This is a genomic window from Mesobacillus sp. ABV4_180 (genome assembly GCF_056158485.1).
This window is the reverse complement of record NZ_JBSWTJ010000001.1, coordinates 2976983-2994520: the sequence shown is the minus strand read 5'-3', so window position 1 is coordinate 2994520 and position 17538 is coordinate 2976983. Positions and strand designations below refer to the sequence as shown.

At 43.7% G+C, this 17538-nt stretch carries 18 protein-coding genes; all 18 read left to right on the top strand.

The genetic code is table 11. The features are described 5' to 3' along the window. Window positions 1-144: 144 nt before the first annotated feature. Complete coding sequence (rimP, locus tag ACXAEA_RS15390; protein ID WP_475096761.1) at window positions 145-615, top strand: ribosome maturation factor RimP; 471 nt, start codon at window positions 145-147, stop codon at window positions 613-615. 60 nt (window positions 616-675) lie between these two features. Continuing rightward, a complete protein-coding gene (gene nusA, locus ACXAEA_RS15385) occupies window positions 676-1785 on the top strand; it encodes a transcription termination factor NusA (RefSeq protein WP_475096760.1) in 1110 nt (369 codons plus the stop codon). A 16-nt stretch (window positions 1786-1801) separates the two neighbouring features. Beyond that, the gene (rnpM, locus tag ACXAEA_RS15380; protein WP_475096759.1) at window positions 1802-2083 is read left to right on the top strand and encodes an RNase P modulator RnpM; all 282 of its coding nucleotides are present in this window, start codon (window positions 1802-1804) and stop codon (window positions 2081-2083) included. After that, window positions 2083-2385, top strand: a complete 303-nt coding sequence (locus ACXAEA_RS15375) for a YlxQ family RNA-binding protein (protein WP_475096758.1) — start codon at window positions 2083-2085, stop codon at window positions 2383-2385. Before rnpM ends, ACXAEA_RS15375 begins: the two co-directional genes overlap by 1 nt. 19 nt (window positions 2386-2404) lie before the next feature. Beyond that, window positions 2405-4714, top strand: coding sequence for a translation initiation factor IF-2 (gene infB, locus ACXAEA_RS15370; protein ID WP_475096757.1), 2310 nt, complete (start codon window positions 2405-2407; stop codon window positions 4712-4714). Continuing rightward, the gene (locus tag ACXAEA_RS15365; RefSeq protein WP_475096756.1) at window positions 4714-4995 is read left to right on the top strand and encodes a DUF503 domain-containing protein; all 282 of its coding nucleotides are present in this window, start codon (window positions 4714-4716) and stop codon (window positions 4993-4995) included. The genes infB and ACXAEA_RS15365 overlap by 1 nt, the downstream gene beginning before the upstream one ends. 19 nt (window positions 4996-5014) lie before the next feature. After that, entirely contained in the window at window positions 5015-5392 is a 378-nt protein-coding gene (gene rbfA, locus ACXAEA_RS15360; protein WP_475096755.1) for a 30S ribosome-binding factor RbfA, read from the top strand. A 163-nt stretch (window positions 5393-5555) separates the two neighbouring features. After that, window positions 5556-6473 (top strand): tRNA pseudouridine(55) synthase TruB, encoded by a 918-nt coding sequence (gene truB, locus ACXAEA_RS15355; RefSeq protein WP_475096754.1) that lies wholly within the window; start codon window positions 5556-5558, stop codon window positions 6471-6473. 45 nt (window positions 6474-6518) lie between these two features. After that, complete coding sequence (gene ribF, locus ACXAEA_RS15350; protein ID WP_475096753.1) at window positions 6519-7472, top strand: bifunctional riboflavin kinase/FAD synthetase; 954 nt, start codon at window positions 6519-6521, stop codon at window positions 7470-7472. 123 nt (window positions 7473-7595) lie between these two features. Next, window positions 7596-7865 carry a 30S ribosomal protein S15 gene (rpsO, locus tag ACXAEA_RS15345; protein WP_475098139.1) on the top strand — a complete coding sequence of 90 codons (270 nt, stop codon included), beginning with the start codon at window positions 7596-7598 and terminating at the stop codon, window positions 7863-7865. 321 nt (window positions 7866-8186) lie between these two features. Next, window positions 8187-10301, top strand: a complete 2115-nt coding sequence (gene pnp / locus ACXAEA_RS15340; RefSeq protein ID WP_475096752.1) for a polyribonucleotide nucleotidyltransferase — start codon at window positions 8187-8189, stop codon at window positions 10299-10301. Window positions 10302-10494: 193 nt separating this feature from the next. Beyond that, entirely contained in the window at window positions 10495-11457 is a 963-nt protein-coding gene (locus ACXAEA_RS15335) for a polysaccharide deacetylase family protein (RefSeq protein WP_475096751.1), read from the top strand. Between the two features lie 85 nt (window positions 11458-11542). After that, on the top strand, window positions 11543-12775 hold the full coding sequence (locus ACXAEA_RS15330) for a M16 family metallopeptidase (RefSeq protein ID WP_475096750.1): 1233 nt from the start codon (window positions 11543-11545) through the stop codon (window positions 12773-12775). A 107-nt stretch (window positions 12776-12882) separates the two neighbouring features. After that, window positions 12883-13128, top strand: coding sequence for a YlmC/YmxH family sporulation protein (locus tag ACXAEA_RS15325; RefSeq protein WP_475096749.1), 246 nt, complete (start codon window positions 12883-12885; stop codon window positions 13126-13128). Between the two features lie 173 nt (window positions 13129-13301). After that, complete coding sequence (dpaA, locus tag ACXAEA_RS15320) at window positions 13302-14204, top strand: dipicolinic acid synthetase subunit A (protein WP_475098138.1); 903 nt, start codon at window positions 13302-13304, stop codon at window positions 14202-14204. Beyond that, window positions 14201-14797 (top strand): dipicolinate synthase subunit B, encoded by a 597-nt coding sequence (dpaB, locus tag ACXAEA_RS15315; RefSeq protein ID WP_475096748.1) that lies wholly within the window; start codon window positions 14201-14203, stop codon window positions 14795-14797. The genes dpaA and dpaB overlap by 4 nt, the downstream gene beginning before the upstream one ends. 386 nt (window positions 14798-15183) lie before the next feature. Then, on the top strand, window positions 15184-16233 hold the full coding sequence (asd, locus tag ACXAEA_RS15310; protein WP_475096747.1) for an aspartate-semialdehyde dehydrogenase: 1050 nt from the start codon (window positions 15184-15186) through the stop codon (window positions 16231-16233). Between the two features lie 40 nt (window positions 16234-16273). Next, on the top strand, window positions 16274-17521 hold the full coding sequence (gene dapG / locus ACXAEA_RS15305; RefSeq protein WP_475096746.1) for an aspartate kinase: 1248 nt from the start codon (window positions 16274-16276) through the stop codon (window positions 17519-17521). The last annotated feature ends 17 nt before the right edge of the window (window positions 17522-17538 follow it).

Here is a 17538-nt window from a genome sequence, read left to right as displayed (position 1 = left end):
TGTTATATTTTTATTGGAAATACTACGGATAACTCTGGCAGATGAGAGTGGGGCAACCCGCTCTTTCTTGTTTGTTAAGCACTTTTTCGGGGATAAAAACCAAATGAAAATGAATGTTAGAGGTTGTGTAAAAGGAGGGATTTTATGAGCAAGGTAACAGAAGTAGTGGAAGAGCTAGTAACTCCCATCTTAAATGAAAACGGACTTGAATTGGTCGACATCGAATATGTAAAAGAAGGTAAGAACTGGTTCCTGCGCGTATACATTGATAAGGACAACGGTATTGATATCGAAGAATGTGGCATCGTCAGTGAGCGCCTTAGCGAAAAGCTAGATGCCCTTGATCCAATCCCGCATAACTATTTTTTAGAGGTTTCCTCTCCAGGTGCAGAACGCCCGTTGAAAAAGGAAAAGGACTATCAAAGAGCGATTGGCAAAAATGTTTTCATTAAAACATATGAGCCTATCGATGGGGAAAAGGGCTTTGAAGGCACTTTAACCGAGTACAATGGAGAAACTGTGACTGTTGTAGTGAAAATCAAGACTCGCAGGAAAACAGTCGTGATTCCATTTGATAAGATTGCCAGCGCAAGGCTTGCTGTCACTTTTTCATAATCTGTCTAGAAAATCTATTATAAAATAGTTGTGATGTTAAAAAAGGGGGATTTAAATCTCATGAGCAGCGAATTGTTGGATGCTCTTAATGTGCTTGAAAAAGAAAAAGGCATCTCCAGGGACATTTTAATTGAAGCGATAGAAGCAGCGCTGATTTCGGCTTATCGCCGCAACTTCAACCAGGCGCAGAACGTCAGGATTGATTTGAATCTTGGGAACGGATCCATGCGCGTTTTTGCCAGGAAAGAAGTCGTCGATGAAGTATTCGACCCACGCCTCGAAATCTCTCTAGAAGAAGCGCAGGGAATCAACCCGAATTATCAGGTTGAGGATGTCGTTGAACTGGAAGTTACACCTAAGGATTTCGGAAGGATTGCTGCCCAGACTGCAAAGCAGGTCGTGACACAGCGAGTGCGTGAAGCAGAAAGAGGAATCATTTACTCCGAATTCATCGATCGTGAAGAAGATATCATGACAGGGATCGTTCAGCGCCAGGATCCGAAGTTCATCTATGTAAGCCTTGGCAAAATCGAGGCGATCCTGCCGGCAAACGAGCAGATGCCGAACGAACATTATAAGCCTCACGACCGCATCAAGGTATTTATCACCAAGGTTGAAAAAACCACTAAAGGTCCACAAATTTTCGTTTCCAGAACCCACCCGGGACTGTTAAAGAGACTTTTCGAGATCGAAGTTCCTGAAATTTATGATGGAACAGTCGAAATCAAGTCAGTCGCCCGTGAAGCAGGGGATCGTTCGAAAATCTCTGTTCACTCTGACAACCAGGAAGTGGATCCGGTAGGTTCATGCGTTGGGCCTAGAGGGACACGTGTACAGGCTGTCGTTAATGAGCTTAAAGGCGAGAAAATTGACATTGTAAAATGGTCTGAAGATCCAGTAGTATTTGTCGCAAACGCTTTGAGCCCGTCAAAGGTTCTTGACGTTATTGTGAATGAAGAGGAAAAAGCAACAACTGTTGTCGTTCCAGATTACCAGCTGTCACTTGCAATCGGAAAACGCGGACAGAACGCGCGTCTAGCTGCCAAGCTGACAGGATGGAAGATTGACATCAAAGCAGAAACAGAGGCAAGGGATTCCGGTATTTATCCACGCGATAATGAGCCTCTTTTATCTGCAAATGATGATTTTGAAGATGAAGAGATCGATTAATGTGAGGTGAATGATCGTGAACAGCCGTAAAAAAGTTCCTATGCGCAAATGTGTCGCAACCGGTGAAATGAGGCCGAAAAAAGAACTCGTTCGCATCGTTCGCTCAAAAGAGGGAGAAGTATCCATCGACCTGACGGGGAAGAAATCGGGCCGTGGCGCATATCTTTCGAAAGAAAAAGAAGCAATCGAGATTGCCAAAAAACGTAATATATTGTCCAAACATCTTGAAACACAAGTGGGCGATGCAATTTATGATGAGCTGAATGACCTCATCGAAAAGGAGAACAGACTATCCTGATGAATTCAAATCAATGGATGTCGTTGCTTGGCTTAGCCAATCGAGCACGGAAGATTATTTCAGGAGAAGAGCTTTCCGTAAAAGAAATCAGAAGCGGCAAAGCGAAACTCATTTTGCTTTCAGCGGATGCATCCGCAAATACTACAAAGAAAATTACCGACAAGTGCAGCTCCTATAATGTCACGTGCAAGGTGGTCCCGGACCGGTACCAGCTTGGGCAGGCAATAGGGAAGGATGCCCGTGTTGTAGTAGCCCTGTTGGACGAGGGTTTTGCAAAAAAACTGTTGACGTTGCTCGATTAATTCTAGCGGGGGTGAAGATATGAGTAAAACACGCGTTTATGAATATGCAAAGAAGCATAATTTATCGAGTAAAGACGTGATAATAAAACTAAAAGAGATGAACATCGAGGTTTCAAACCACATGACTGCCATGGAAGATGAAACCGTGAGGAGACTAGACGCCATTTATATTAAAAAAGAAGAAAAACCACAAACACAGGCTAAACCGCAACAACAGCAGCAAAGCCAGCCGAAAGCTGCACAGGGCCAGGGTCAGAAACAAGGACAGAACCGCAATCAGGGTCAAAACCGCAGCCAGGGTCAGAATCAGAACCGCAATCAATCGCAAAATCAGCAAAGAAACAATCAGGCCCAGCCAAAGGCTCAGCTTAAGACAACAGCCAGTGCTTTTTCAGACGATGAACGCCGTGCAACTACTCCTGAAAAAGTAAAAAGTGGACCAGCAGCTAAAAAACCTGGCAATTCACAGCCTTTTAATAAGAACAAACCAAACAATAAGAATAGAAACCAGCAGAACCAGAATAAAGGCAAGCATACCCCACCTCAGGCTCAACAGCAGCCTAAAAAGGTTAAAGAGCTTCCTTCAAAGATCACGTTCAGTGAGTCGTTGACAGTAGCAGAACTTGCAAAGAAGCTTAATCGTGAGCCATCAGAACTCATTAAAAAGTTATTCATGCTAGGTGTCATGGCCACAATCAACCAGGACCTCGACAAAGATGCGATCGAATTGATTGCTACTGATTATGGTGTTGAAGTTGAAGAAGAAATCAAGATCGACGCTACTGACCTTGAAGTTTATTTCACTGAGGACGAGGAAGCAACTTTGATTGAAAGACCGTCTGTCGTTACGATCATGGGCCACGTTGACCATGGTAAAACAACCTTGCTTGACTCGATCCGCAACACGAAGGTGACTGCTGGAGAGGCTGGAGGGATCACTCAGCACATTGGTGCATACCAGGTTGAAGAAAATGGCAAGAAAATCACATTCCTTGATACACCAGGCCACGCAGCCTTTACGACTATGCGTGCCCGCGGAGCGAAAATCACGGATATCACGATTCTTGTCGTTGCTGCTGACGATGGCGTAAAGCCACAGACAGTTGAAGCATTGAACCATGCCAAAGCTGCCAATGTACCTATCATTGTAGCGGTAAACAAAATGGACAAACCGACAGCAAACCCTGATCGTGTTATGCAGGAGTTGACTGAACATGGTTTAGTGCCTGAAGCATGGGGTGGAGAAACAATCTTTGTTCCAATCTCTGCACTGACAGGTGAAGGAATCGATAACCTGCTTGAAATGATCCTGCTTGTAAGTGAAGTAGAAGAGTACAAAGCGAATCCAAACAGGAACGCAATGGGTACTGTCATCGAAGCACAGCTTGATAAGGGCCGCGGCTCAGTGGCAACATTGCTTGTCCAGAACGGCACATTGAAAATCGGTGACCCTATCGTTGTCGGCAACACTTTCGGACGTGTGCGCGCGATGGTCAATGATCTTGGACGACGCGTGAAGGAAGCTGGCCCATCCGCTCCTGTAGAAATCACAGGTTTGAACGATGTACCGCTAGCAGGAGACCGTTTCGTTGTATTTGAAGACGAGAAGACAGCACGTCAAATCGGCGAAATTCGTTCACAGCAGGCATTGCAGGCTCAACGCAGTGAAAAAGCACGCGTAAGTCTCGATACATTGTTTGAACATATGAAACAAGGGGAAATGAAAGACTTAAATCTAATTATTAAAGCTGACGTTCAAGGTTCAGTAGAAGCACTTGCAGCAGCATTGCAGAAACTGGATGTTGAAGGTGTAAATGTAAGAATCATTCACACAGGTGTTGGTGCGATCAATGAGTCTGACATTACTCTTGCAGCAGCTTCAAATGGTATTGTCATCGGTTTTAACGTTCGTCCGGACAATAATGCCAAACGTGCCGCGGATTCAGAAAGTGTAGATATCCGACTGCACCGCATTATTTACAAAGTGATCGAAGAAATCGAATCTGCAATGAAAGGCATGCTTGATCCAGTTTATGCTGAAAAGGTCATTGGCCAGGCTGAAGTACGCCAGACATTCAAGGTATCAAAAATTGGTACGATTGCAGGTTCATATGTCACTGACGGCAAAATTACCCGTGACAGCGGCGTCCGCCTGATTCGTGACGGTGTCGTCATCTTTGAAGGTCAAGTGGATGCACTAAAACGTTTCAAGGACGATGCAAAGGAAGTCTCTGCAGGGTATGAATGTGGTATTACCATTAAAAACTTCAATGATGTCAAGGAAGGCGACGTAGTTGAAGCATATATTATGGAAGAAGTGGAACGTTAATGGTAGTAGGCTTAGCAGCCTGTGAGTGCATCATCTACGATGCTCATTCTCTAAAAGAAAAGAGAGCGGTCCTGCAGAGGATCATGACACGGTTGAAGCAGAAATATAATGTTTCAGTGTCAGAAGTGGAGCACCATGATGTATGGCAGAGGACAACGATTGCAGTTGCCGCTGTCTCAGCATCCAGGGTCTCTACAGAAAGAGAGCTGCAGAATGCATTGAAATTGATCGATTCTTTTCCAGAGATCGAACGAACCATCACCGAAATAGAATGGCTTTAATAGAACGAGGTGATCGATAATGGGTCATAGAGTAAACCGTGTTGGGGAACAAATGAAAAAGGAACTGGGCGATATCATCAGCCGCAAAATCAAGGATCCGCGAGTGGGCTTCGTAACCGTAACGGATGTCCAGGTTACAGGGGATTTACAGCAGGCAAAGGTTTATATCTCTGTTTTAGGCGACGAACAACAGAGGGAAGATACGCTTAAAGGGTTAGCGAAGGCCAAAGGTTTCATCAGAACAGAAATCGGCCAAAGAATCCGCCTGAGAAAAACGCCTGAGCTAATTTTCGAATTTGACGAAACAATGGCATACGGTAACCGAATCAATTCGCTGATCCATGAGCTGCAAAGAGAAGAGCAGCCTGGGGACGAACAAGACAAAGAAAATGATTAATCGACTGTTCTTTTCAGATCGAAAAATCTGATATTAAAAATGGATAGACACCTAGTCTATCCATTTTTTTCAATGGCTTAGAAAATTTGTGATGTGGAATCAGATATCAACAATATAATAAAAGCGAAATAGCCTAATACATAAATGAATTGAGGGAACATATATGGAAGGGATTCTGCCTCTTTTTAAACCAGCAGGGATGACCTCACATGACTGTGTCTTTAAACTAAGAAAGATCTTAAGGACGAAAAAGGTTGGCCATACAGGTACATTGGATCCTGATGTGACAGGTGTTTTGCCAATTTGTGTTGGCAAGGCGACAAAAATTGCCGAATATATCACCGATGCAGGGAAGGCATATGAAGGTGAAGTGACCCTTGGGTTCACAACGACTACAGAAGATGCTTCCGGGGATAAGGTTGAGGAAAAGCAAGTAGATAGAGTAATTCTTCGTGAAGAAATCGAAGCAGTACTCCGCTCATTGACGGGCGAAATTGAGCAGACGCCTCCCATGTATTCAGCGGTGAAGGTAAATGGGAAGAAACTTTATGAATATGCAAGACAGGGAATTCAAGTGGAACGTCCTACTCGAAAGGTGACGATCTACGATATTGAACTTCTTGATGAGCGGGATACATTTGAAGGAGAGCAAGTCAGCTTTAAATTCCGGGTTTCATGCAGCAAGGGAACCTACATTAGGACACTCGCTGTGACGATTGGAGAAAAGCTTGGCTATCCTGCACATATGTCATTCCTGGAGAGGATCAGATCGGCTGCCTTTACACTTGAAGACTGCTATACATTCACTCAATTGGAAACAATGGTTGAGGAAGGTACCATCGAAAACGCACTTCATCCATTGGAACTCGGTATTTCTCATTTGCCGAAATTTAGCATAAATGATACAGTAGCAGAGAAAGTGAAAAACGGTGCAATCCTCACGATCCCTCATGATTTGAAGGAAACGGGAGGCCCGATAGTGGTAGAAACAGAAGACGGAAAAGCGCTCGCCATCTACAGGGCACATCCTACAAAGACTGGGATGATGAAACCTGATAAAGTATTAAGAAATGATCAATAAAAGCCATTAATGAAGAGCAGCTGGTCAGAAAAGGTGAAAACAAACGTGGAATTAATTAAGCTAAACCATCCTCATGATTTCAATATACAGGATTTCCCGGCCATGGTCATGGCTCTTGGTTATTTTGATGGAGTCCATTTGGGCCACCAGCAAGTAATCGTTCAAGCCAGGAAAACAGCAGACGCCAAAGGAATGAAAAGTGCGGTGATGACCTTTGATCCGCATCCCTCTGTTGTTCTTGGTAAGAGTGTTAAACATATTGAGTACATAACACCCCTGGATGAAAAAGCTAGAGTCATTGAAACATTGGGAGTGGACTACTTATTTGTTGTTCATTTCACAACAGAATTCTCCAGTCTTTTACCTCAGGAATTCATCGACCAGTATATAATCGGCTTGAACGTCAAGCACGTGGTTGCAGGTTTTGATTATAGCTACGGGAAAATGGGGAAAGGGACGATGGAGACCATCCAGTTCCATTCACGCAGCCAGTTCGACTTTACAGTTGTCCCTAAGCTGGCCACTTCAGATGAAGAGAAAATCAGCTCTACATTGATACGGTCCCTTCTGAGGGAAGGGAAGATGGACGCTATGCCCGGCTTGCTTGGAAGACACTATGCAACCCGCGGAACAGTCGTGAATGGGGAACGGCGCGGCAGGACGATTGGCTTCCCTACAGCCAATGTATTAATGGATGACCAATACATTCTTCCTCCGACTGGTGTTTATGCGGTGCGCATTGAAATTGATGGGCATTGGCATGAAGGGGTCTGCAATGTCGGCTATAAACCGACCTTCCATAAAGAGAAGAAAGATAAGCCTACGACAGAAGTACACATCTTTAATTTCAACGAAGAGATTTATGGCAAAAAAGTTGCAGTTGAATGGCATCTTCATCTCAGAAAAGAGCAGAAATTTGAGGGCATTCAACAGCTTGTAGCCCAAATCGAGAAAGATAAGCAAGAAGCGGTTCTATACTTTGAAAAAAACAAGGGTTAGACTTGCTTTTTGTCGTAAAAAGATGTATTCTTATTAACGTATCAAAAAAGAACCTTTGCTTGGCAAGTCGAGTCACCGACGCTTGCTCGGTAACAGGGGATTAAATTATTGGAGGTGAAACGGATGGCAATCTCAAAAGTACGTAAAAACGAACTAATCAACGAGTTCAAGACTCACGAAAGTGATACTGGATCTCCAGAAGTTCAAATCGCTGTCCTTACTGCAGAAATCAACACATTGAACGATCACTTACGCGTTCACAAAAAGGACCACCACTCACGTCGCGGTCTTTTGAAAATGGTAGGTAAGCGTCGTAACCTTTTGACTTACCTTCGTAACAAGGACGTTTCTCGTTACCGTGAGTTAATCAACAAGCTTGGTCTACGTAGATAGTCTGTTAAAGCGGGATTTTTCCCGCTTTTTTATTAGGCAAAATTTTGTAAGATACATAAGAAACTATTGATATTAAGCGCTTCTTTTTTGGAGCATAATATAACATAAAAGTCTTTTTGAAAATTTCTTATATAACATCAGGCCACCTGCCTTTCAGACTAATGGCGGACAGGCTTGGTGACACCTATTCAGACTGAGTTTTTCAGAGGTTTATTTTACTTCATAAAGGTAAAGTTGATATAAGACATGCATAGGTGCTGTTTAAAATAATACCCGGGCAAGTCCTGGGTGGATTTAGTGTTAGAGAGGGGCTAAAAAAGCATGGAACAAGAAAAGCAAAGTTTTTCCTTTGACTGGGCAGGGCGCAAGCTTACAGTCGAAATCGGCCAGCTTGCAAAGCAGGCGAATGGTGCTGTCCTAGTCCGTTATGGAGATACGGCAGTATTAAGTACGGCAACAGCTTCAAAGGAGCCGAAGAATCTGGATTTCTTCCCTTTGACTGTCAACTATGAAGAAAGATTATATGCAGTTGGTAAAATACCTGGAGGTTTCATCAAGCGTGAAGGACGACCAAGCGAAAAGGCAATTCTTGCGAGTCGTTTGATTGACCGTCCAATCCGTCCATTATTTGCTGACGGTTTCCGTAATGATGTCCAGGTGATCAGCATTGTCATGAGTGTTGATCAGAATTGTTCATCTGAAATGGCTGCAATGTTTGGGTCATCATTAGCATTGTGTGTATCAGATATTCCGTTTGAAGGGCCAATCGCTGGTGTTACGGTTGGAAGAATTGACGGAAACTTCATCATCAATCCATCTGTGGAAGAAACAGAAAAAAGTGATATGCATCTAGTCGTTGCAGGTACTATGGATGCCATCAACATGGTTGAGGCTGGCGCTAATGAAGTTCCTGAAGAAGTAATGCTTGAAGCAATCATGTTCGGACATGACGAAATCAAGCGTCTGATCGCTTTCCAACAGGAAATCGTTGCTAAGGTTGGCAAAGAAAAGAGAGCAGTAACTCTTTTTGAAATCGATAAGGAACTTGAAGCAGAAGTACGTGGTATTTGTGAAAGTGACATGCTTGCTGCAATTCAGGTCCAGGAAAAGCATGCGCGCGAAGACGCCATCAAAGAAGTGAAGAATGCAGTTGTCGCTCGCTATGAAGAACAGGAAGCTGACGCTGACAAGCTTAAGATGGTTAAGCAAATTCTTGATAAAATCGTCAAAGGCGAAGTGCGTCGTTTGATCACTGAAGAAAAAGTCCGTCCTGATGGTCGTGGTGTCGATGAAATCCGCCCGTTATCATCAGAGGTAGGCCTGCTTCCAAGAACGCACGGTTCTGGTTTATTCACAAGGGGACAAACTCAGGCACTGAGCATTTGTACACTTGGAGCAATGGGTGATGTGCAGATCCTTGACGGCCTTGGAATCGAAGAAGAAAAACGCTTTATGCACCATTATAACTTCCCATTATTCTCTGTTGGTGAAACTGGACCGATCCGCGGACCGGGCCGACGCGAAATTGGGCATGGTGCACTAGGTGAGAGAGCACTTGAACCTGTCATTCCGAATGAAAAAGACTTCCCATATACAGTCCGCCTTGTTTCTGAAGTGCTTGAATCTAATGGTTCTACATCTCAGGCGAGCATTTGTGCAAGTACATTGGCGATGATGGATGCTGGTGTGCCAATTAAAGCGCCTGTAGCTGGTATTGCGATGGGTCTTATCAAATCTGGTGAGCACTATTCAATCCTTACAGATATCCAAGGGATGGAAGACCATCTAGGTGATATGGACTTCAAAGTGGCTGGTACAGCTAAAGGTGTAACAGCATTGCAAATGGATATAAAAATTGAAGGTTTATCACGTGAAATCCTTGAAGAAGCATTACAGCAGGCTCAAAAAGGACGAATGCAGATTCTTGAGTCCATGCTTGCAACGATCAAGGAACCACGCGGCCAGCTTTCAAAATATGCACCTAAGATCATCACAATGACAATCAATCCAGATAAAATCCGTGATGTCATTGGGCCAAGCGGCAAGCAAATCAATAAGATTATTGAAGAAACTGGCGTAAAGATCGATATCGAGCAAGATGGAACAGTCTTCATCGCATCTGTGGATGAAGAAATGAACCAGAAGGCGAAGAAAATCATCGAAGATATCGTCCGTGAAGTTGAAGTTGGCCAGATGTACCTTGGTAAGGTGCGCCGAATTGAAAAGTTTGGTGCATTCGTAGAAATCTTCCCTGGAAAAGATGGTCTTGTCCACATTTCCGAGCTTGCTGAAGAGCGCGTCGGTAAAGTTGAGGATGTCCTGAAACTTGGGGATGAACTCCTTGTAAAGGTTACGGAAATCGATAAACAAGGAAGGGTCAACCTTTCCCGCAAAGCAGTATTAAAAGAACAGCGTGAAAAAGCTGAAAATCAATAATGTCCTTAATGAGGCCAGGGGGATTCTCCTGGCCTTTTTGCATGCGATTTTCTAAGTTAGACCAAAGAGTCCCGTTCTACCTTGTCCTCAGATTTCATAAACTAAAATAAGGCCTGTTCATGCGGTAAATACTAATGATAGACAGGGTTTTGTCTATAACAAAATGGCCTGAACAAAAGAGGAGGCACAGGATATGAAAAAGCTTATTTTAATTTCAGCCATGCTGATCGGAGCATGGATTACTGTAAATAACCCATTTTCCAATACATATGTTTCGGGCCTGAAAACTGAAAGCATTGCAGTAACCGGCCAGGTTAATCCCCTCCTGACGGAAATTGAAACAAAGGCGAAGGAATTTGAAATTGAGCCTTCCGATGCGAGGAAAGACCCGGTATGGAAAGCAATTCCCGGGTATAACGGTCTTGAGGTCGACGTTAAAAAATCCTATCAAAAAATGAAAAATGACGGCAAATTCAATCCAGATAAGCTTGTCTTCAAACAAGTTTCGCCTCAGGTCCATTTAAGCGACCTGCCGCCAATGGCCATCTATAAAGGTCATCCCGAAAAGCCAATGGTAAGCTTTATCATCAATGTCGCCTGGGGGAATGAATACCTTTCGGGGATGCTTGCTACATTGAAAAAGCACAATATCTCCGCGAGTTTTTTCCTTGAAGGAAGATGGGTGAAAAATAATCCCGGTTTAGCAAAGATGATTGCAGAAGCTGGACATGAAATTGGGAATCATTCATTCACACATCCCAATATGAAGCAGCTTTCCACTCCAGAAATCAATGAGGAAATTAAGAGAACAAATGAAGTGATCGAGGCTGTGACTGGAATTCAAACGAAATGGTTTGCGCCGCCAAGCGGATATTACAAAGATGAAGTAGTGGAAATTGCTGCGGCACATAAATTAGGGACAGTGATGTGGAGTGTCGACACAATTGATTGGCAAAAGCCTTCTCCTGACAAACTAATCAGCCGTGTAATGGGGAAGGTTCATAACGGTGCATTGATTCTGATGCATCCAACAGAATCGACTGCTGCTTCATTGGACCAGTTAATCACCCAACTTAAGGATAAAGATTTGCAAATAGGGACAGTATCAGATATGTTGAGTGAAAATAGGGTAATGGCAAAAAAAATGAAAGAATAGCATTGTATTTGGAAAAAGTAAGTTAAATGGACTATACTTAGATAATGCAATGTTTTTAGCAGCAGGTTCCAGAGGAGGAATATAATTGATAAAAAAATATACATGCCAAAATGGAGTAAGAATCGTACTTGAACAAATTCCAACTGTCCGATCTGTCGCAATCGGTGTTTGGATTGGAACAGGATCGCGGAATGAAAATCCAGAAAACAATGGGATTTCCCATTTTCTAGAGCATATGTTCTTCAAAGGTACGAAGACCAGATCGGCAAGAGAGATTGCTGAATCATTCGATAGCATTGGCGGGCAGGTCAATGCATTCACTTCAAAAGAATATACTTGCTATTATGCAAAGGTACTGGACAATCATGCACAATTTGCTCTTGAAGTTTTAGCAGATATGTTCTTCAATTCGACATTTGTATCTGAAGAGTTGAATAAAGAGAAAAATGTCGTGAACGAAGAAATCAAAATGTACGAAGATACTCCAGATGATATCGTCCATGACTTGCTAAGCCAGGCAATATACGGGGACCATCCGCTGGGCTACCCGATCCTTGGGACGGAAGAAACGCTCCAAAGCTTTACAGGAGAGAAACTGGAACAATACATGCATGAAACTTACACGCCGGAAAATGTCGTGATTTCAATCGCAGGAAATGTTTCAGAATCCTTTATAAAAAATGCCGAAGAATTCTTTGGATCTTACGAAGCGAGCAAGGAAAAAATCGTGCACGTAAAGCCAGAATTCCACGCAAACAAGGTTTCCCGCAAAAAAGAAACGGAACAAGCTCATTTGTGCCTCGGTTTTGAAGGCTTGCAGATTGGACATAAAGATGTGTACAGCCTGATTGTCTTGAACAATGTGCTCGGAGGAAGCATGAGCAGCCGATTGTTCCAGGACGTCCGTGAGCAGCGCGGACTCGCCTATTCCGTATTTTCTTACCATTCCGCTTATCTTGATAGCGGGATTGTAACAATTTACGGCGGCACAGGTGCAAATCAACTGAATGTCTTATATGAAACAATTCAGGAAACCCTCTCAAAGCTTCGTGCAGATGGAATCACTGAAAAAGAATTGAAGAACAGTAAGGAGCAGCTAAAAGGAAGTCTGATGCTAAGCCTTGAAAGCACGAACAGCCGCATGAGCAGGAACGGGAAAAATGAACTTCTCCTCGGAAGGCACAGGTCACTGGATGAAATCGTTGAACAAATCGATCAGGTGACCAAAGACAGTGTCGACAGCATGGCGAATAGTATTTTTACTGACAACTATTCCGTGTCCCTAATTAGTCCTAATGGCGAATTGCCAAAAATGTAATCACTGCAGCAGCTCCATTGGGGGCTGCTGTTTTTTATTGGATTTGCATTCTAAAATGGAATGCTGATTGATAAATATAGATTAAGGACAAAGTGAGGGAGGGCACTATGAAACTAAGTGAACTTGGCGGAAAAGAAATTGTCGACGTAAAACGGGCAGAAAGATTAGGAATCCTGGGACAGACAGATTTAGAGATCAATGAAAGGACAGGACAAATTGAAGCACTGATCATTCCTTCGTTAAAATGGTTCGGACTCCGGAAACAAGGCGGAGAGGTAAAAGTTCCATGGAAGCATATCAAAAAAATTGGTTCAGACATGATCATAATCGATATTCCAGATGATGAAGAATGAAAGCGGGCTTAATTGCCGGCTTATTTTTTTTTGGACCATTTACATTTTAGCCGGCGCTTTTCTTTTTTATGGAAAACTCACCTATTCCCGGCTTGATACATATGATGTTGAAGTAGTTCAGATTGATTGATATTTACATTCCAGGATTATTGGAAAAGAAGGTGATTGTTCTCATGCTGACAGGAATGCAAATCGCGGTGATCGGCGGAGATGCGAGACAGCTGGAGATTATTCGCAAGCTGACAGAGCTTGATGCAAAGCTTTCTTTAATAGGCTTCGAGCAGTTGGATCATGCTTTTACAGGTGCCTCAAAAGAAAAGATAGATGAAGTAGATTTTTCAGTCCAGGATGCTTTGATCCTGCCGGTACCAGGAACGAGTCTGGAGGGCCAGGTCGAAACCATTTTCTCGAATGAAAAAGTAGTGCTAATAAAAGAAATGCTTGAGCGGACTCCTGCACATTGTACCGTGTATTCAGGCATCAGCAATTCGTATTTAACAGGTATTACCAAACAGGCAAACCGCAGCCTTGTTCAGCTTTTTGAGCGGGATGATGTTGCAATATACAATTCGATCCCGACGGTAGAAGGTACGATTATGATGGCCATCCAGCACACAGATTTCACTATCCATGGTTCAAAGGTCTCAGTGCTTGGCCTGGGCCGGGTAGGTATGAGCGTTGCCAGGACCTTTCATGCTCTTGGTGCCAAAGTGAAGGTCGGTGCACGGAAGAGTGAACATATTGCCAGGATCGCCGAAATGGGTCTCGAGCCATTCCATCTAGCGGATGTGAGCAAGGCGGTGGGAGATTCAGATATTTGCATTAACACGATTCCTCACTTGATCGTGACAGCTTCCGTGATTTCAAGGATGCCTGCCCATACATTAATCATTGACCTTGCATCCAAACCAGGTGGAACGGATTTTCGCTATGCGGAAAAACGCGGAATAAAGGCTTTGCTTGCACCTGGGTTACCAGGAATCGTAGCGCCCAAGACAGCAGGGCAAATTTTAGCTAACGTTCTTTCTCAACTGCTAATGGAAGACTTTACTAACCGAAAGGAGAAAGAAGCATGAGTTTAAAAGGTAAGAAGATTGGTTTTGGATTAACCGGCTCCCATTGTACTTATGACGCTGTTTTTCCTGAAATTGAAAAATTGGTGAATGCAGGCGCGGAAGTTTTGCCAGTTGTCACTTTCACTGTCCAAAATACAGAAACACGTTTTGGAAAAGGGGAAGATTGGGTACAGCGAATCGAAGAGCTTACTGGCAATAAAATAATCGACTCTATTGTAAAAGCCGAACCCCTTGGTCCGAAAATTCCCCTTGATTGTATGGTCATTGCTCCACTCACAGGAAACTCAATGAGCAAGTTCGCCAATGCGATGACAGATTCACCAGTTTTGATGGCAGCAAAAGCAACATTAAGAAACCTTAAGCCCGTAGTCCTTGGCATCTCGACAAACGATGCATTAGGCCTGAACGGCGTCAACTTGATGAGGCTGATGGCTACCAAGAATCTTTACTTCATTCCATTCGGCCAGGATGATCCCGTTAAAAAACCGAATTCAATGGTAGCGAGAATGGAAATGCTTTCCGAAACAGTCATTTCAGCAATGAATGGAACTCAAATACAGCCAGTTCTAGTGGAGCGTTATAAGGATAACTAAAGCTATTTTCGTTGCTTAGTTAACTTATTTCCAAGTGGAAAATAGCATTATTCAGCCTGGAAATGCTTTTCTCCGGCAGTGAAGCAAAATGTTTCTTTCCTTAACGATTGATTATGATAAAATATAGGATAATATACAAGGCGGTTTTTTAAATTAAGAAAGGATATTCTCTTCGAGAATTGTCCAGCTCCAGCGCCTAGCCCCTTGAGTCGTTTGGGTCCTGCCACTGAAGTCAAAGAACAACTTCACTGTCAGGCCTTTCAGCGCTTATCGGGGCTGACCAAGGCGCTTCCGCTTTTCTTATGACCGCCGTTTTATACTTATAGTTAAAATAGCCCGGCTATGCCGGATATAAAACAATAATGGCAGTGGAAGGGGAAACAATGATGTCAGAGAGAAAAGGTTACCGTGTAGCAGTAGTTGGAGCAACAGGAGCAGTAGGACAGCAGATGATCCAGACCCTGGAAAGCAGGGATTTTCCTGTGTCAGAATTATTATTGCTGTCTTCATCAAGATCAGCTGGATTAAAGGTACAATATAAAGGGAAAGAAATTACGGTCCAGGAAGCAAAACCAGAAAGCTTTGAAGGAGTGGATATCGCTCTTTTCAGCGCTGGCGGAAGTGTTTCAAAGGAACTTGCTCCTGAAGCAGTAAAACGCGGAGCGATTGTAGTTGATAATACAAGTGCCTTCAGGATGGATGAAAATACTCCACTTGTCGTGCCAGAGGTTAACGAACAAGATTTGCATTCTCATAATGGAATCATCGCGAACCCTAACTGTTCTACAATCCAGATGGTTGTGGCATTAGAACCTTTACGCCAAAAATTCGGCTTGGAAAAAATCATCGTTTCAACATACCAGGCTGTGTCTGGAGCTGGTGCTGCAGCTGTTCAGGAGCTTGAGGAGCAGACTCAGGCAATCCTGAATGGTCGAGAATACGAGCCAAAGGTGCTTCCTGTTAAGTCTGCAGAGAAGCATTATCAGATTGCCTTTAACGCCATTCCGCAGATAGATACGTTTGTGGATAACGGTTTTACCTATGAAGAGATGAAAATGATCAACGAGACGAAGAAAATCATGAATATGCCTGAACTTCAGGTTGCTGCAACATGTGTACGTCTTCCTGTTGCTACCGGTCACTCCGAATCAGTGTACTTTGAAATTGGCCAGGGCGGTATCACAGGAGCGGAAGTGAAGGAACTGCTGGCTGATGCACCAGGAGTAGTGCTTCAGGACGATCCTGAACAGCAGGTATACCCAATGCCTGCATTCTGTGTTGGCAAGAATGATGTATTCGTAGGAAGAATCAGAAAAGATCTGGATAACGATAAAGGGTTCCATATGTGGGTTGTTTCAGATAATCTGCTAAAGGGCGCTGCATGGAACTCAGTCCAGATTGCTGAAAGTCTTGTGAAGCTTGGTTTGGTAAAATAACAGCATTAATGATTAATGACAGAATTTCTGAGGTGTTACGATGAAAATAATCGTTCAAAAATTTGGCGGCACATCGGTGCGTGACGAGCAAAGCAGAAGCCACGCCATGAGCCATATTAAAAAGGCGATTTCTGATGGATATAAAGCTGTTGTTGTCGTTTCTGCAATGGGAAGAAAGGGAGATCCATACGCAACCGATACTCTCCTGAGCCTGATTGGCGGGAACAACAGCATGATCAGCAAGCGTGAACATGATTTGCTGCTATCCTGCGGAGAAACAATTTCAAGCGTAGTGTTCGCCAACATGCTCCTTGAAAATGGCATCAATGCGACAGCACTTACTGGAGCTCAAGCAGGCTTCCGGACAAACAGCGAACATACAAACGCAAGAATACTCGATATGAAATGCGACCGTTTACTGAGGGAACTAGAGCAGGTCGACGTTGTTGTCGTAGCTGGTTTCCAGGGAGCAGCAAAAAATGGAGATATTACAACCATAGGACGAGGCGGCAGCGACACTTCGGCAGCAGCACTAGGGGCTGCTTTGAACGCGGAATGGATTGATATCTTCACGGATGTTGAAGGCATTATGACTGCTGATCCGAGAATTGCTGAAAATGCCAGGCCTCTATCAGTTGTAACTTATACGGAAGTATGCAATATGGCTTACCAGGGAGCAAAAGTCATCCATCCCCGGGCCGTAGAAATCGCGATGCAGGCGAAGGTGCCAATCCGGATCCGTTCCACTTATTCTGATGGCCTGGGCACACTGGTCACTACATTGAATCGGGACAGCAGTAAAGGTACCGATATAAAGGAACGCCCAGTTACGGGAATTGCACACGTTTCAAATGTAAGCCAAATCAAAGTGTTTGCAAAAAAAGATCAATATAATCTGCAATCTGAAGTTTTCAAAGCAATGGCTAACGAAAATATCAGTGTCGATTTTATCAACATTTCACCTAATGGTGTCGTTTATACCGTGTCGGATGAAATGACAGACCGAGCAGCAAAAGTGCTTGAGGGTCTGGGGCATACACCTCAAATCGAAAGAAGTTGTGCCAAGGTCTCTGTAGTCGGAGCAGGAATGGCTGGAGTGCCAGGGGTAACTTCCAAGATCGTAACGGCGCTATCTGAAAAAGGCATTCGCATTCTGCAATCCGCAGACAGCCATACTACGATTTGGGTACTGGTGAAACAAGAAGACCTGGTCAAAGCTGTCAATGCACTTCACGATGCATTCCAGCTCGAAGCAGAAATGGCAGAATTCGAGCGCCAGGATATTTAATGATAATTTCACGCTTG

Bases quoted from the DNA above. Each gene is read 5' to 3' on its own strand.
- rimP (WP_475096761.1), top strand. From the start codon at position 145: ATGAGCAAGGTAACAGAAGTAGTGGAAGAGCTAGTAACTCCCATCTTA.
- nusA (WP_475096760.1), top strand. From the start codon at position 676: ATGAGCAGCGAATTGTTGGATGCTCTTAATGTGCTTGAAAAAGAAAAA.
- ACXAEA_RS15375 (WP_475096758.1), top strand. From the start codon at position 2,083: ATGAATTCAAATCAATGGATGTCGTTGCTTGGCTTAGCCAATCGAGCA.
- infB (WP_475096757.1), top strand. From the start codon at position 2,405: ATGAGTAAAACACGCGTTTATGAATATGCAAAGAAGCATAATTTATCG.
- ACXAEA_RS15365 (WP_475096756.1), top strand. From the start codon at position 4,714: ATGGTAGTAGGCTTAGCAGCCTGTGAGTGCATCATCTACGATGCTCAT.
- rbfA (WP_475096755.1), top strand. From the start codon at position 5,015: ATGGGTCATAGAGTAAACCGTGTTGGGGAACAAATGAAAAAGGAACTG.
- truB (WP_475096754.1), top strand. From the start codon at position 5,556: ATGGAAGGGATTCTGCCTCTTTTTAAACCAGCAGGGATGACCTCACAT.
- rpsO (WP_475098139.1), top strand. From the start codon at position 7,596: ATGGCAATCTCAAAAGTACGTAAAAACGAACTAATCAACGAGTTCAAG.
- pnp (WP_475096752.1), top strand. From the start codon at position 8,187: ATGGAACAAGAAAAGCAAAGTTTTTCCTTTGACTGGGCAGGGCGCAAG.
- ACXAEA_RS15335 (WP_475096751.1), top strand. From the start codon at position 10,495: ATGAAAAAGCTTATTTTAATTTCAGCCATGCTGATCGGAGCATGGATT.
- ACXAEA_RS15325 (WP_475096749.1), top strand. From the start codon at position 12,883: ATGAAACTAAGTGAACTTGGCGGAAAAGAAATTGTCGACGTAAAACGG.
- dpaA (WP_475098138.1), top strand. From the start codon at position 13,302: ATGCTGACAGGAATGCAAATCGCGGTGATCGGCGGAGATGCGAGACAG.
- dpaB (WP_475096748.1), top strand. From the start codon at position 14,201: ATGAGTTTAAAAGGTAAGAAGATTGGTTTTGGATTAACCGGCTCCCAT.
- asd (WP_475096747.1), top strand. From the start codon at position 15,184: ATGTCAGAGAGAAAAGGTTACCGTGTAGCAGTAGTTGGAGCAACAGGA.
- dapG (WP_475096746.1), top strand. From the start codon at position 16,274: ATGAAAATAATCGTTCAAAAATTTGGCGGCACATCGGTGCGTGACGAG.